The organism is Methanosarcina sp. A14 (assembly GCF_001729375.1).
Lineage (GTDB): Archaea > Halobacteriota > Methanosarcinia > Methanosarcinales > Methanosarcinaceae > Methanosarcina > Methanosarcina barkeri.
Genome location: NZ_LZPK01000332.1, coordinates 1 through 15,612 on the forward strand (window position 1 = coordinate 1; position 15,612 = coordinate 15,612).

The 15,612-nt window shown below is 34.7% G+C and carries 10 protein-coding genes, 1 tRNA gene and 2 pseudogenes; 9 read left to right on the plus strand and 4 right to left on the minus strand.

Going from position 1 to position 15,612, the window contains the following annotated elements; all coding sequences use genetic code 11:
- Positions 1-262, minus strand: a pseudogene (locus A9239_RS14180) (glycosyl transferase); the annotation flags it as partial.
- A gap of 1,093 nt (positions 263-1,355) precedes the next feature.
- Between A9239_RS14180 and A9239_RS14185 the strand changes: the two are divergent.
- Together A9239_RS14185 and A9239_RS14190 are read left to right on the plus strand one after the other, a co-directional pair.
- Complete coding sequence (locus A9239_RS14185) at positions 1,356-1,997, plus strand: hypothetical protein (protein WP_230629167.1); 642 nt, start codon at positions 1,356-1,358, stop codon at positions 1,995-1,997.
- Positions 1,998-2,750: 753 nt separating this feature from the next.
- Positions 2,751-3,437, plus strand: coding sequence for a LiaF domain-containing protein (locus tag A9239_RS14190; RefSeq protein ID WP_052712786.1), 687 nt, complete (start codon positions 2,751-2,753; stop codon positions 3,435-3,437).
- Between the two features lie 78 nt (positions 3,438-3,515).
- Here A9239_RS14190 and A9239_RS14195 read toward each other — a convergent pair.
- The 3 genes from A9239_RS14195 to A9239_RS14205 all read right to left on the minus strand — a co-directional run bounded on the left by A9239_RS14195 (position 3,516) and on the right by A9239_RS14205 (position 4,530).
- Positions 3,516-3,588 (minus strand) — tRNA-Gln (locus tag A9239_RS14195).
- A gap of 173 nt (positions 3,589-3,761) precedes the next feature.
- Positions 3,762-4,163 carry a hypothetical protein gene (locus tag A9239_RS14200; protein ID WP_048117596.1) on the minus strand — a complete coding sequence of 134 codons (402 nt, stop codon included), beginning with the start codon at positions 4,161-4,163 and terminating at the stop codon, positions 3,762-3,764.
- 37 nt (positions 4,164-4,200) lie between these two features.
- On the minus strand, positions 4,201-4,530 hold the full coding sequence (locus tag A9239_RS14205; protein ID WP_048117598.1) for a DUF2551 domain-containing protein: 330 nt from the start codon (positions 4,528-4,530) through the stop codon (positions 4,201-4,203).
- Positions 4,531-5,375: 845 nt separating this feature from the next.
- On the opposite strand from A9239_RS14205, the gene A9239_RS14210 reads away from it, so the two are divergent.
- From A9239_RS14210 to A9239_RS14240, 7 genes and pseudogenes are all read left to right on the plus strand, one after another.
- On the plus strand, positions 5,376-5,840 hold the full coding sequence (locus tag A9239_RS14210; RefSeq protein ID WP_048117600.1) for a hypothetical protein: 465 nt from the start codon (positions 5,376-5,378) through the stop codon (positions 5,838-5,840).
- A gap of 2,248 nt (positions 5,841-8,088) precedes the next feature.
- Positions 8,089-9,597 carry a polyphosphate:AMP phosphotransferase gene (pap, locus tag A9239_RS14215; protein ID WP_048117603.1) on the plus strand — a complete coding sequence of 503 codons (1,509 nt, stop codon included), beginning with the start codon at positions 8,089-8,091 and terminating at the stop codon, positions 9,595-9,597.
- Between the two features lie 445 nt (positions 9,598-10,042).
- The gene (locus A9239_RS14220) at positions 10,043-10,684 is read left to right on the plus strand and encodes an ABC transporter ATP-binding protein (RefSeq protein ID WP_230669130.1); all 642 of its coding nucleotides are present in this window, start codon (positions 10,043-10,045) and stop codon (positions 10,682-10,684) included.
- 477 nt (positions 10,685-11,161) lie between these two features.
- A complete protein-coding gene (locus A9239_RS14225) occupies positions 11,162-11,548 on the plus strand; it encodes a potassium channel family protein (RefSeq protein ID WP_048117606.1) in 387 nt (128 codons plus the stop codon).
- A gap of 270 nt (positions 11,549-11,818) precedes the next feature.
- The gene (locus A9239_RS14230) at positions 11,819-12,145 is read left to right on the plus strand and encodes a CU044_2847 family protein (RefSeq protein WP_048117608.1); all 327 of its coding nucleotides are present in this window, start codon (positions 11,819-11,821) and stop codon (positions 12,143-12,145) included.
- Positions 12,146-12,297: 152 nt separating this feature from the next.
- Positions 12,298-13,803 (plus strand): SIR2 family protein, encoded by a 1,506-nt coding sequence (locus tag A9239_RS14235; RefSeq protein ID WP_230669128.1) that lies wholly within the window; start codon positions 12,298-12,300, stop codon positions 13,801-13,803.
- Positions 13,804-13,941: 138 nt separating this feature from the next.
- Positions 13,942-15,612: pseudogene (locus A9239_RS14240) on the plus strand (hypothetical protein); the annotation flags it as partial.

Genomic DNA, 15,612 nt, shown 5'->3' on the forward strand with positions numbered 1-15,612 from the left:
GCAGGCATACGATATCAATATCAGATTGGTTTATATAATCCGCAGCCCGGTAATAATCCTCTATCCTGTCCCTCTGTATTTGAAAAACGACTTCTTCAGGATAATTATAGGTCTCAGAGGGATCGTTCAAAGCAATTACTTCACAATGAACGTCATTACCTTCTCCGGGAATTGAATTTAAAAGATCGGATGTGAATGTGGCAATCCCACACTCTTTTGGAACATAAGTTCCTATAAATAACATTTTCAATTGTTTATTCAATTAATACCCCCAAACTCAAAGGAACTCACTTGCGTTCTGTATTCTTACCTGTAGTACAGTTTTTCAGTCACATATTTGTATTCTCCGTGAAACCACATTATCCGATACCAATCCGCATACTATGCATCACAAAGTTTATTCTCTCTTGCATAAAGCTATATATATTTTTTATAAATATATGACTACAGTAAAAATGTATAGTCAAAAATCCATAAAATATAGCTGTATACCAGGCATAGGTAATCACTAATAACTCAGATAATTACTAAATAGCGATAGATTTATGATCCCACCCAATCACTCACTTCGCTAAACTTCAACAAAGTAGGTAATAAAATACTGATTAGACAATTGTATTCTATGCTATTTAATATTATTTATAAATATAATTGTTTGTGTTAACAGAAGAAGTCAAAAGAAAATTGTGGAAAGATAGTGTCTGAGAAGCAATAAGATGGTTTTTACTATCACTGTGTTTTTCCTCATCAACACCAATTCAATACTGAATTTTTGCTTTTGTTCCCTGTTTTTTCTGTCAGAATCTTTTTTCTTTCTTCTATTTAAAATCCTATAATATGATTACTTTTTCTCCATACTAGCTTTATCCAAATCTGAATGTAATTTAAGTATAAATAATGAAATATAAAACAAAAGCTATGGAATGATTCTAATTTTTGAGTAAGACACCTCGAGTTTTAGACTGGAGAATATAAAAATTAGAAATGTAAAAACATTTTAGAGTTAACTAACTGATGCATTACAGTTTAGATTCGCAGTGAATAGAGCTCTACCATAAAGAGTACAGTGAATAAATTTTTGCCATGCAAATATTTCAACTATGTTCTTTCATGCTGTTCCTCCCAAAAAAGAAACTTGCTGTTCAACCAATGTTTTTATAATAATGTGAACATTTAATTCACTTAAGAAGTTGTGTTAAGAAAGCTGAAATGTCTTTTTTACATACTCAGACTTTTACATTTAAGACCAACTGCTTTTCAGTGTAGTGTATATAGGAATCAAGGTATAGAAGTCATTAGCTGGGGGTTAGGAGACAAGGCATTAAAACCTGAAAAATAGTAATGCAGGTGATTGTATGAAAGCCGTCTTCAAAAATTATCAAGACTCTAATCTGGTAGGGAAAGTAGGGTTTTTAAAACTGATACGATATGAGCTGTTAGCTCTCACTATACGTGTCGGCCGTGCTATCTCAAAAATTCTCGATATTTGTGCCTTCCCTGAGCTTATGGATCATTTATGGCAAATTGTCAAAATTAATACCCGGAAACTTACTGCAGTAGAGGAAAAAGAAGCTCGAAGCATATTTGAAAACAGAATTAATTATCAAAAGGTGCATATCGACGAAGCTTCATTTCTCGCCTGGCTGGGGGCAAAGCTGAAGAGATGCTCAGGTATGGGGGTTGCAACCTTTCATACAGTCAACTTCAATAGAAAGCTTAACACAACAGCAGGCAGCTCAGATATGAAATGGCTTATACATGAATTAACCCATGTCGCGCAGATGGAACATACAGGTTCGCAATATCTGGTTGAAGCATTTCATGCGCAGGCAAGTGATGGGTATGCATACAAGGTTGGGGAAAAAAGGCACTTCCGTGAATATAATCGTGAGCAGCAAGCTTGTATTGTTGCAGATTATTACATTGCACGCTGTTCGGGCGGCTCAACTGCAGCTTATGACCCGTATATTGCAGAACTGAGAGCTGGGGATTTATAACCTTTAATAGAAAACATAATAGAACCTTTATAGGGCCCTTCTAAATCAGTACTAAAACTAATGGCATACAATGCTTATTTTGGATAATATGTATGCATTTAGAGTTTCCCCAATTAAGGTACACTCTAAAATCAATTTTTTAGATAACTAATCTATAATACTCGTTTAAATCAAGAAAAAAGCGAGATAACTATTTTATTCTTTTACAATATATGTTTATTTTTAAATAAGGCATCTGATGTCATTTTCATCCATACAAAATTTAATGTTACAAGTAAGGATAAATCAACGTTTAATTTATCAATTAAAGAGTACTTAAGCCATTTAAACAGCAAATAAATCATTTAATGAATGTGCCTTAACTGGGAGATGGCTGACACTACACTTAATTGGGCAAATAAGGTTTAATATCCCTTAAAAAACTAATCCTCTTTAAGAGGTCTAAACTTTTATAGAGCCTTTAACTACTCTTTAACTTTTCCAATTAAGATTCAAGATAAATATATAATTACATGAATTTGTTAATATATAATTATATATATTTTTCAATTAAAATATATGTGATTTAATAGTCGAAGTTGCTAAAAATTATTATAATAGTATGTACTTAATATGATAGAAAGACTGTTTTAAATATTGCTTAACGCATTGTTCAGGACAAACTCCAGAAAGTCTACTGTTGTAGTAAAGCTGAATAAATTGTTTAGATACGGGCATATAATTAAACCCTAAATTTTAATATGAGAGATGAGAATGACTAAAATATCATACCAGACAATGTTTGGAACTATTGTACTGATTCTTGGGGTTCTTCTCCTGCTCAGGACTACTGGAATATACGATACCATCCAACTGCTGGAATACATTCCCTCTTTATTTATTCTACTTGGATTTTATGCACTCTGGAAAAGCAAGTTTTCCAGTTTGTCAGGGCCTATCTTTTTGATAGTAGTTTTCACAACTCTTCAGTTATTTATTCTTGACATAATTTCCTGGGAAGCTCTCACAGACTGGTGGCCCTTGCTAATTATTGTTATGGGAATTGGAATTTTGACCGAAAGGAAGGGCCGTTTATCTGTTTTTAGAAAAAGTAATGAAACCATAGATCTATTTGCAGTCTTTGGTGGAGTGAGCAGCGCCAGTAATTCCAAAGGTTTTCGAGGTGGGGACATTACTACGATCTTTGGAGGAGTAGATCTTGACTTGAGGGATTCTAGCATTGAGAAACCACCTGCAAAAATAAATGTAGTTGCTCTTTTTGGGGGTGTTGACTTAAAAGTTCCTGAGAAATGGCAAATTGAGACGGAAGCGATACCGATTTTGGGTGGTATTGAAGACGAAAGACCAAGGAGTTCAATACGCAGAGAGAGCGATTCGGAAAAGCCTGATATTATAATTACAGGATTCATTGCATTTGGAGGACTTTCGATAAAGGACTGATTAACTTCATATGGAGCTAACAGTAGAATAAAAACTATAATCTTCGTGTCAAAAAAGTAGTTTATTAAGAATCATGTATAGCCCGGCACGGATTCGAACCGAGGTTGCAGGATCCAGAGTCCCGCATGATTGACCACTACACTACCGGGCTTCGATGATTTTTCGCTGTGGGGCGCATTTCTTTCGCCCTGAAGCGTATCTTCTAAAGGAAGATTTTATATAAATACCTTTCGGCTGAAGTGCCTGGGAATTTTAAAATTAAATGAAAGATTTAAATGAAAGATTTAAATGAATAAGTCAAATGAAAAAAGAAGAATTATTCTTTTAAAGGCTCTCCTCAGGCTGGTTGAGAACTGCGGTCCACCACCAGCTGGCCATATCTAAAAGATCCTTTGAGAACTGACCTGAAAGCCTGTACTCCTTATTTTTTATCGAAATCAACCCGGCTCCAAGCAGCTTGTTGCGCATCGCATAAAATGAAGCACGCCCGATCTGAAGTTCTTCAAGAAGGTTTTTCCATTCATTAGTCTGGATAGCACTTCCAGCAACCTGACGCTCTTCCACCAGAGTCAGAAACTTCTGACCTCTAGCAGCAGTGGCATCTTCTTGAAAAATGCGCCGCATAAGGGTGTAATATGGATCCCTTGAGTGGCTTATTCGAGAATTGGAATCCGATCTTACAACAATAGTCGTTGCCGTTCTGGGTGCGTTTTTAACGAGTGACATTGTCCATCAGATATTTTTGGGTGTAATAGTAAACTTATCAAGTCGTGAATTCAGTAGGTGCTTTAGGTGAAGTTACAATCTTCATTAGCAAGTCTACATATTCTTCCCTCAAAAAGTAAACCATAGGGGTTTTATAGGATTCTTTATGCGCCCTTAGAATTCCAAGCTTCGAATGGATATATCCTACCATGGATGCGACCGTATTTCGAGATACATTATACTTGCTTGTAAGCATTTCATGTAATTCGTCAATAGTCGCTTTTTTTACCTTGATGAAGATACACAGGATTGTCCTTCGATATCCACTGGTATCAACTTCTAGAAATTTCTCTAACCTGGATTTAATTTTAGCTCGGATGGATACCATTAATTACCACCTTTACTGATGTAGTAAACTATGTAAGTTATAGATCTATATATAGATTTTTAAATTTATTCGTTGTGAGGGGGATGGACACGAAAAAATTGATATCCATAAACAATTCTACTTAACTTAAAATCCAGTTTTTGTATACATAGTATGGTCTTTCTCTGATATATCGGTTTTTGTGCCCCACCCGCGACAAACATAATTTAAATATTTTATAAATATTTCAATGTAAATGTAGGCATTTTGCACATTTATTACTAATTTTTTAGTATACATGTTATATTTATAAAAATATAAACTCTCATTTTTAAGAGATATTTTTGAATACTCATTTAACATATTTATTAAGACGTGCTATTAGTTACTTATAACAATATATTAAGTTTGCGTTAAATTCACTAAAACGGTCCAGTTTTTACTGGTCCAGTTTTTACATGTTCCAAAAGTCATAACTACAATTTTCCGGACCTATATGAGAAGTTTAAAATTAAACGATTAAACGATTAACCTGCACAAAATCTCTAAAAACTCACTATACAAGCAAGTTTTTCATCAAAATGTTCTTTAGACGATGTATAAGAACAAGACAAAAAGTTTCAGATAAAATGTATCAGGTCGCAATGAGAATGTTGGAACTAAAATTTAAGTGGTGCGGTAATATAAAGTGATGAAACTGAAAAATCGAAGAGAGGAACCACCGTATGTCCTTGAAGCCAAAAGTCTGCATAAAAGGGGATTAATATTAATAGATATATAACCTTTACAAAGACAGAGAGTAAAAACTAAGAAAAGTCCAAAGCCAATAGCATTGACCCTCTCAACCTCATCCAGGAGTGAATAATATGGAATACAGCTATGATCTTAAAGGAAATGATCTATACATTGGAGAGAACCAGATACATGCTTATAGCCTGGAAGAAAATGAGATTGGTAACTGCACCAGATGCGACTCCATACTTATGAGCCTTAGCTATCACAAGGCGGGAGAAAGAACCATAGTAGTAACAAAATGCATTTCTTGCGGAGCTTTTTCTGCAAACATCTATGATTCTGAATGGAACTGGGTAGATGAGGTCCAGGTATCCTTGCTTCCAGTTCCAATTCCTATAAGTAATCAGAGGATCGATGACTGGAAAGGTCTTGAGTCAATTCCCATGAAAAAGCTTGAAGCCGTCTTCTCCAGAGGGGAAATCGAAGCTCTTTTTGCTAGGGCAAGAGATGAAACTCCCATCCGTCAGTACCTGTACAGGGCCCGTAAAAAATACAAACTTTTTGAAGAAATATTTGACCTTGAGCTGGCATTATAATTTAGTTACATATTTTTCCTATTTTTTGTAGAATCAAGCACTTTAATTTACTATTTATTAATTGTAATTGTATAATAATACAAAAAAAGAACATTTTTATACAGTTTATTATATAATAATTATTAAATTTATATTTTATAAATAAAAACATATTATATATTTAAAAATTATTAAATTAAAATATTAATTTTTAAATTATATTTTAAATAATATATAAATATAATTTATTTAAATCGTAAATTTATATTAGGTGATATTATATAGATTTAAGAGCATGAATAATTTTATACATAACTCAAATATATATAATTTTGAGCGATGAGTTTTATACATTTTTGCAGAAAATTAATTGAATTGTTAGTATGTTTCTTTATTAGTTTTTCACTTAATAAGTCTACACTAATAAAGTCAAAAAAGAATATATAAATATATGAACATAAAAAGGGAATATCATTTAAAATCTCCAATAAATATATAAGCAATATATAAAAATAAAAAACAGAACTGAAAAACTAAGAGAAATTTACAGTTAAATATACAAAAAACTAACTTATTCTGCAATGCCTATTCCCTTGTTTTCCTAATTATGTCTGGAAACTCCTGCTGAGTGAACAAAGTTCTACTTTTGTAATAAGTAAAATATCAGTTTATAACTTATATGCATAACGATGAAAGTATTTTATGTTGTTTGTTTTTTGAAACATTTTTACAGGTTCCAACCATCTAAAAATAAGTTTATTCTTAGGTACTATAGGAACACAACTGCAAATTTTTACAGAATAGTTTTTAGACCCTAATTTTGTGAAGTCACTTATTACAAGAACTATATGAATATGGAGTATTTGGCCGACAACCGGAAGAGTAAATACACAAAGTCATGAAAGAAAAAAGATGAAGAATCTAAAAGGTGTTTATGCCTATATACTATGAGAATTGGAACTATTTTCCAAGTAAAAAATAAAAAGGTCGAGATTTTGAAATGTAGTTATTCTTGTTTATTTTGTTACCATAAATATTATTAGTATATCTTTTGTCCAATTCATTGCTATGTGTTTTTGCTAAGATTTAACATAATTAGTGTACACCATTTGCTTAAAAGATTATATTATAAATATAGTATGATAATAATAATAATAATAATAATAATAATAATAATAATAATAATAATAATAAACTTTTATAAAAAGTATTAATCATAAAAAATAGATGTTATTTAAATATCTTTTGTAATATTTTTATGTGTTGAATTTTGAAACAAATTCATTTGTTTGTTATATATGTTTGTTTTATTGAGTAACTAACTTTAAAGATCTACTTAGATATATATTTTCTATTTAATAATCACTAAAATAATTGCTATTTGTAATACTTTTAAGAAACTATAATATAGTATATAATAAATTATAAACTTTAAAAAAGAGCGCTTATTTTGTGTTTATTTTTAAATTACTTAACTTAATGTATGTAACTTAATATGTAGTTTTTACATGTGGTTAATTATGTGGTTAATTTATAGCTGTATAATTAGTACATTTAAACATATATCTTAAAATGTTTCTAATTGTGTTAAGGGTAGGAAGTTACAAAATAAAATAGTTACTTAATAAGCTGTTTTGTATTGAATGTTTTTAACTAAGTATATATAATAATTTTTTACATGCTACACAAATTACATAGCATTGAAAACATATTTTAGAGCATAAGATAGTTTATAAAATATTGTAATGTGAAGTTAAGTATACGATAAAAATTATGCTAAAATAAATTGATATTTTAAATATTAATAGTTTTTCTAATACTATTTAATATAAACTATTAAACGAGTTATATATAGGAATAAAACTAAGGTATATCTAATAAAACCAATATATATTGGATAAACATAATATATATACATAGAATCTGTATATTATTAAGCTATATTTATAAAATAATTTACTGTTTTGTTTGTATAGACTCATAAAAGAGAACATTGCATGAAACGAATATTTTGTTCCGCAATCAAAAGTTCTATTATTTTTCATTAATCTAGTCTAAATATTCTCAACTTATTGAATCAGACAATTAATAATATGTTAATTGAAAAGAAGTTAACATCTGCAAGAAAGCAAAACTAAATTAATAATATTATATATTATATCTATTTAGTAAGTTATTCTGTCCTCTAAATTATATCTTATGAACTTGGTATCAATATTAATTAATACTGAGATACTTCTCTATTTTAAAAAAATAAACAGGGTTCCTTATGCTTGAAAAAATTGATCTCTCCAAAACAATAACAACTGCTGAGTACAAAAAAAATCATAAAGCATTTAAAGCCAAGCTCGGAGAACTACAGCGCAAAGCCTGGGATTTGAAGATACCTGTTATTCTCGTTTTTGAAGGCTGGCACGTATCCGGAATGGCAGAGGATATCAACCGTTTTATTATTTCTCTGGACCCCAGAGGATACGATTTTCACACAATGACCAAGCCCTGCTATGAAGAACTCCTTAAGCCCTTTATTGTACGCTACTGGTCCAGGGTTCCTGTGAGAGGAAAGATTGGAATCTTTGATAGGAGCTGGTACAGCAGGGCAATCATAGAGTGTCTGGAAAAGAACAAATCTGAAGAAGAACTGGGGAAATACCTGGAAGAAATAAACTATTTTGAGCGACAACTTGCCGATGATGGGTATCTTATAATAAAAGTTTTCCTTCACATCAGTGAAAAAGAGCATAAAGAACGTTTTAAAGACCTTAAAAAAGTTGATATCCCGATATTTGACGAGTACGAGGATGAAGCAAGGCAGGATCTTGATTTCATCCATAAATACAATGAGTATCTGCCGCTTGTCGAGAGGATCTTAGAGAAGACCGATATGCCTTATGCCCCCTGGACAATTGTAGAAGCTAATGACAGGAACTTTGCAACTTTAAAAATTATGACGACGGCCATCCATGCGATTGAAGCTTCTATTGAACAGGCAACTAGAATACCGGCTGAAAAGACCCTCAAATATCTGGATACTGAAACTCCAGAGGTCCCTCAGCTTAACAATTCCATCCTGGAAAAAATTGACCTCTCCAAAAAGATAGATGCCGATGAATATAAGAAATCAAAAAAATTATACCAACAAAAACTTACAGACCTCCAGTATAAGCTTTTTGAGAACAAGCATCCTCTGGTTGTGGTCTTTGAAGGCTGGGACGCTGCTGGCAAAGGGGGAAACATCTACCGCTTTGTAGAAAATCTAAATCCCAGGCTCTACAGGGTAGTCCCTGTGGGTTCGCCGAATGATATCGAAAAAGCCCATCATTACCTCTGGCGTTTCTGTGAAGGAATCCCGAGAGCCGGCCATATAACAATTTTTGATCGGAGTTGGTACGGCCGCGTCATGGTAGAAAGAATTGAAGGCTTTTGCAGCGAGGACGAATGGAAAAGAGCTTACAGGGAGATCAATGAATTTGAAGAAATCCTGACACAGGCCGGAGCAATTGTAGTTAAGTTTTGGCTTCACATTGATAAGGAAATTCAACTGGAACGTTTTAACAGCCGGCAACATGACCCTGAGAAAAAATGGAAAATTACAGACGAAGACTGGCGGAACAGGAACAGATGGGAGGATTATAAAATCGCAGTTGATGAGATGCTTCAGAAAACAAGCACAATAAATGCCCAGTGGGTTATTGTAGAATCAAACGACAAACGATACTCTCGAATCAAAGTACTGAGAAGTATTGTTGAAGCAATTGAAAAAGGACTGAAAAAATAACATTATTTTAATAAACTTTTTAATACGATTATTTTAATAAATAATTTTTAATAAAATTGCGTTTTGCTTTATTCTGAAATAATTTCAATTTAAACCTTTTTCATTTTTTCTTCTGCCACAACTCAAATAATCTCATCTCAAATAATCTCATTCCTGTTCTGAATTAAATTCAAAAATATTTTCCGAAACTCTTTTATATATTTTTAGACAGTATGTACTTATACTAAATTTTTACTTTGTGGTTCTTACTATAGCTAATTACTATATAATTTACCCTGATTTACTTTAATTTACTATAATATACACTAATATGTACTAATTTACTATATTATATTTTTATATTCCTTAATTTACTCTGATTTACTTTAATATCTATTAATTTGCCATATGATTGGCATTATATATTTATTTGCCTGTAAATATCGAGCTTTCAGGAGCCTTAAAGATGATTGAAGTAAGAAACCTTTCTAAATCCTACGGAAGTATAAAGGCAGTAAATGTCATTTCCCTTTCAATTGGAAAAGGTGAGCTTTTTGGGTTTCTGGGCTCTAACGGATCAGGAAAAACAACCATGATCAAAATGCTTACCGGTCAAATAAAACCAACCTCCGGTTCAGTTAGGATGCTGGGAGTGGATGTGCTCGAAGACCCTATTCGGGTTCGAGAACTTGCAGGTATTGTTCCTGAGCAGGAAACTCACTCAAGTTTTTTAACGGCCGAAGAATATCTATATTTTGTTGCAAAGATCCGGAAAATGGAAAACTATGAGAAAGCCTGTGAAAAATGGTTTGAATTCCTGGATTTTGGTGACCAGAAAAATTCACTGTGTAAAGACCTCTCAAGAGGTACAAGGCAGAAATTGATATTTGCCCAGGCTTTCCTGCATGAGCCGGAACTCGTAATTATCGTCGAGTCTCAAATCAATCTTGACCCTGTAGCAGAGAAAAGTAAAGAATTTTCTCGCAGGCCACGTGAAAAACGGAGGAACAGTTTTTATTTCAACACATATTCTCGAAATTACAAAACAGATCTGTACCAGCCATTGGGATCATTTATAAAGGAAAGCTGGTCTATACAGGCCGCCTGAACGATCCTGCCTTCAGGAAAGGAATTTTGAAGAGTTCTTCCTGAAACTGGTGAGCCAATCAGAGAATTCCGACATCGGTTTGATTACACCTGAACATTGTGCATAATAAAATTACAGGATGTGAGACTTTTTTATCACATAGAATTCACAAACTGTCACAAAAACGAGCGTAAAAATGGCGCAATAACAAGAGTAAAAATTGCTTCAAATAAAATCAGGTATCACAAAAACTAACGTAAATCCTGTCAATGTTTGGCCCGTACTATGTGCTTATAAACCTCGTGCTGATGCCTCCTGCCCTTTACTTGCTACGACAGAGCTTCAGGAAGTGGGATAGGATTGAAAGCCCATGTTTTTAAAAGTACCAGCAGTCCGGTTAAATGATAGCTTATGGATCTGCACAAATTTCTCGTTAATCTTTGATTGAAACTATAGTCTGGAGGAAAGATAACGATTCCTTTTCTTTTCACATTCTTGATGTTTATAAAGACATTAGGAACATTACTTAAAGATCCGAAGTTCAGGTCTCTTCTTTACTTAGCTGTGCTCACCCTTTCTGTAGGCACTATTTTTTACCATAGAGTTGAAGGCTGGAGATGGCTTGACTCATTCTATTTTTCGGTTATCACTCTGGCAACAGTGGGTTACGGGGACTTAGCTCCTAAAACAGATATAGGGAAACTTTTTACAGTGTTGTATATTTTTACAGGATTGGGAATACTGCTTGGTTTCGTTAATCCAATTGGAGAATATATTATAGATAAAAGATTCAAAGTGATAGAAAAGAACAAAATCGAAGGCAAAAAAGCTGAAAACAAATTTGATTTCTTCGGATACCTGGGAAGGTTCAGGGAGAAAAAATAGCGTTTATAATAGTTTATTACAGGAAAAAACGTGTTGAGAAGAACCGTGATGAGAAGAACTGCTCTACTTACAGTTTTTCTGGCAAAAAGCAAAGATAAAGGATAAATTTTTTATAAATAATTTTAATTTTTTATAACTAGCTTTTTATCTGTATTTCTGACTTCTTTTTCTTGTTAATTCAATAATTATTTCCTCTATATTTATAAATATACTTCAATTATTCAATAAAAATGCTGCACTGAATATAAATATTTCAAATTGTGATATTCTATGAAACGCCTTGTAAAATTTACTCTGGAAGACGGTAGTACTGTATTAATCGAAGCAGAAGAAGCTGAAGTTGAAGAGGAAACAACTCGTGTTTCACGTTCATCTACATCTCATGAGATAGTAAATATCACAAATCAGACATTTGAAGAATCTCTTGGTATTGTAAAGCCTGTTGCTAATACCGTATTGAATCGGTTAAAAGACATCAGTAAGCAACCGGAAGAAGTTCAAGTTTCTTTTGGTATTTCAATGGATTTAAAAGCCGGTATGTTTATAGCAGCAGGTACGGGTGCTAATTTTAATGTGACTTTGACCTGGAAGAGTTGAGAAAGAGAGGAGTTGAAAACATTTCCATTCTGTCCTGATTTTTATCTGCTTACAAGACACAGGTGAGTGGAAATAAAGGTTATTGGGGGAATAAACACGAGAAAAACTGAGAAGATAATTTAACTTTCTGGAAGGTGTTCATAATACCAAAAATGCTGGAGGAGAAGGATTGGGACATTCTTCTTAAGAGAATCAAGAATGGAAAGTGTACTCCTTTTCTCGGATCTGGAGCCTGTTCTGAAAAGATTTCTGTTATTTTCCAGATTGCAAATGAGTGGGCAGAAGAGTATGACTACCCAATGGAAGATTCTTATAACCTGGCACGGGTGGCTCAATTTGTGGCTGTGACCGAAGAAGATGAAATGCTTCCAAGGGATGAGATTTGTAATAGAATCACCGAACTGTCAAAAGAAGTCACGCCAAAATACTTTGAAACTCCTGATGAAATTCACGGAGTACTGGCCGATCTCCCACTTTCAGTTTATATTACCACAACTTACGATGACCTTATGGTGCAAGCCCTTAAAAGCCGTGGCAAAACACCAATTCAGGAAATATGTCGGTGGAATGAATACCTGATACAACGCAAACCAACGCCACTAGACTTCGACCCAACTCCAGAAAAACCTTTAGTATATCACCTCCATGGCTGCTATAAAATACCAGAGTCACTGGTTCTAACAGAGGACGACTATCTGGACTTCCTTGCTGCCATTTCAAAGGATCAAAACCTGCTTCCGCTACGTATTCAGGAGGCATTTACAGGCTCATCTCTTCTTCTTATAGGCTACAAGGTAACTGATTGGGATTTCCGTGTTCTTTGCCGGATTCTTGATGAATACTTAGAAATAAGCATGGGTAGAAAGCACATATCCGTGCAGCTCGTACCAGGGAATGTTTCTGAGACCCATGAAGAAAAAGCTCAGAAATATCTGGATCGTTATTTTGAGGATCTTCATATTCAGGTATACTGGCACGATTGTCATGAATTTTCTGCAGAATTGAAAACACGATGGGAGACTTTCAATCGTGATACCACAAAAATACATATCAAAAATGGACGGTCTTTTCCAATTAAAGAAAAATCCGGTAAAGTTTCGATACTCTTCTTAGCAGCTGATCCCACTAATGAATCTCGCCTGAGACTTGGTGAAGAATTTCGAGAGATTCAAGAAAAACTGAAATTGGCTAAATTTCGGGATCGCTTTACATTAGAATTGCCACAATTGTCAGTTCGTCCATCAGATACATCCCAGGCTTTGCTTGATACACAGCCGCAAATCGTCCATTTTTCCGGTCATGGCACACCTACAGGTGCGTTATGCTTTGAGGATTTGGCAGGGAAAGCTCACCCAATCGAGCTCGATGCTTTGGCTGCATTATTTGAACAATTTAGTGATCACGTGAATTGTGTAGTATTGAATGCTTGTTACGCAGAGATTCAGGCAAAAGCCATTGCTAAACACATCAAATATGTCATTGGCATGAACCGGGCAATCGGTGATAAAGCTGCTATCGCCTTCGCTATTGGTTTTTACCAGGCATTAGGAGGAGGACGTAGCATTGAAGATGCATATAAATTTGGGTGTATACAAATCCAGCTACACGGCATTCCAGAGCATCTAACACCGGTTTTAATAAAGAAGGGTCAGTCGTAATTGTCACAACCCAACAAATAAGGATTAAGACGATCAGATTGTCGTTTAAATTCCAGGTTTAAATAAGCTCCGGGGGGTTAAGGATGATATACCATGAATTTTCTGCAGAATTGAGAACACGATGGGAGGCTTTCAATTGTGGAACCTGAATTCCAGGCTTACGTGGGCCCTCGACCTTTTGAACAGGAAGATAAATTCATCTTTTTCGGAAGAGATCGTGAAGCTCGGGATCTCCTTTCCATAGTCATTGCACATAATCTGGTTCTTGTCTATGCCCAGTCTGGTGCAGGTAAGACTTCCCTTCTCAATGCAGGACTTATTCCCCTTCTTGAGGAAAACCAGTTTGAAGTTTTCCCTGTAGCTCGAGTTAAAGGCACAATTTTGGAAAATATAAAACCTGACGAGATTTCGAATATATATGTCTTTAATACTCTCACAAGCTGGGTTGAAGATGAATATGATGTTGAGCGCCTGGCTAAAATGAAACTTGTTGATTTTTTGACTGAACTGGAGCATATGCTGGACGAAGATAGCATGCCTTTACCCCGTGCAATTATCTTCGATCAGTTTGAGGAAATATTCTCTTTATATCAAGACCGCTGGAAAGATAGAGAGGGTTTTTTTGAGCAAGTAAGTGCTGCTCTGGAAGCAGATCCTCTTTTAAGGGTGGTTTTTGTCATGCGGGAAGATTTCATAGCCCAGCTAGACCCTTATGCATATCTTCTTCCCGAAAGATTACGGACGCGTTTTCACATGGAACGTCTTCGCAGTGAGGCTGCCCTTCTGGCAATCAAAGAGCCTTTGAGATATACTGGCCGCTCTTTTGCAGAAGGCGTGGCAGAAAAACTTGTTGAAGATTTGCTAAAGATTCGAGTTGAAACGACACCTGGAGAGACAGCTGAGGTAACAGGAGAATTCATAGAGGCTGTGCAGCTTCAGGTAGTATGCCAGAACCTCTGGCGAGAATTACCTCCAGATGTAACGCAAATTACATTTCAGCACCTGAAAACCTATGGCAACGTAGAACAGGAACTTTACAGATTTTACGAAGAGGCTATAAGGGCAGCTGCAGAGAAGGCACACATTGATGAGGAAGGGCTGCGCAGACTTTGCGGTGAAGTGTTAATAACGGCGATGGGAACTAGAGGGATGGTGTACAGAGCTCCAGAGTTCACCTGTGGTGTTTCCAATGCAGCTATTGATGTGCTTGAAAGCATGCACCTCATTAGAGCAGAGTGGAGGGCAGGTGCACGCTGGTATGAGCTAACACATGACGGGTTTATCAAACCAATACAATCTTCTAACAAGGTTTTTAATGATAAACTGGCAGATAAAAAACGGGTAGAGAAAGAGCGCGCAGAGAAAGAACGCGCGGAGAAAGAATGGGCTGAGAAAGAGCAGCTAGAGAAAGAACGGTTAGAGAAAGAAAGAGCAGAGAGAAAACGAGTAGAAAAAGAACTACGAGTAGAGAAAGAACTGGCAGAGAAAGAAAAGCTAGAGAAAAAAGGACTCGCGGCTTTTTCTATTATTGTTTTAATTCTAGCTGGATTCGCATTCTGTGAATGGCAACAGGCAAAAGAAAATGCTGAAAAAGCTCTTGCTTCGGATTTAAATTTAAATTCCAACCGTCTTCAGGGAGACCCCGGAAATCTAGATAAAAGTGTTCTTCTTGCTATCGAATCATTTAAAATTCATGTAACATCGACTGCTGATCATTTAATACGTCAGGGATTATTGTTCATACCTCATCGTGTTATGATTCTGAAACATGGTAGTGATGTGAATAATATTGTTTTCAGTCCTGATGGA

Bases quoted from the DNA above. Each gene is read 5' to 3' on its own strand.
- A9239_RS14185 (WP_230629167.1), top strand. From the start codon at position 1,356: ATGAAAGCCGTCTTCAAAAATTATCAAGACTCTAATCTGGTAGGGAAA.
- A9239_RS14190 (WP_052712786.1), top strand. From the start codon at position 2,751: ATGACTAAAATATCATACCAGACAATGTTTGGAACTATTGTACTGATT.
- A9239_RS14200 (WP_048117596.1), bottom strand. From the start codon at position 4,163: ATGTCACTCGTTAAAAACGCACCCAGAACGGCAACGACTATTGTTGTA.
- A9239_RS14205 (WP_048117598.1), bottom strand. From the start codon at position 4,530: ATGGTATCCATCCGAGCTAAAATTAAATCCAGGTTAGAGAAATTTCTA.
- A9239_RS14210 (WP_048117600.1), top strand. From the start codon at position 5,376: ATGGAATACAGCTATGATCTTAAAGGAAATGATCTATACATTGGAGAG.
- pap (WP_048117603.1), top strand. From the start codon at position 8,089: ATGCTTGAAAAAATTGATCTCTCCAAAACAATAACAACTGCTGAGTAC.
- A9239_RS14220 (WP_230669130.1), top strand. From the start codon at position 10,043: ATGATTGAAGTAAGAAACCTTTCTAAATCCTACGGAAGTATAAAGGCA.
- A9239_RS14225 (WP_048117606.1), top strand. From the start codon at position 11,162: ATGTTTATAAAGACATTAGGAACATTACTTAAAGATCCGAAGTTCAGG.
- A9239_RS14230 (WP_048117608.1), top strand. From the start codon at position 11,819: ATGAAACGCCTTGTAAAATTTACTCTGGAAGACGGTAGTACTGTATTA.
- A9239_RS14235 (WP_230669128.1), top strand. From the start codon at position 12,298: ATGCTGGAGGAGAAGGATTGGGACATTCTTCTTAAGAGAATCAAGAAT.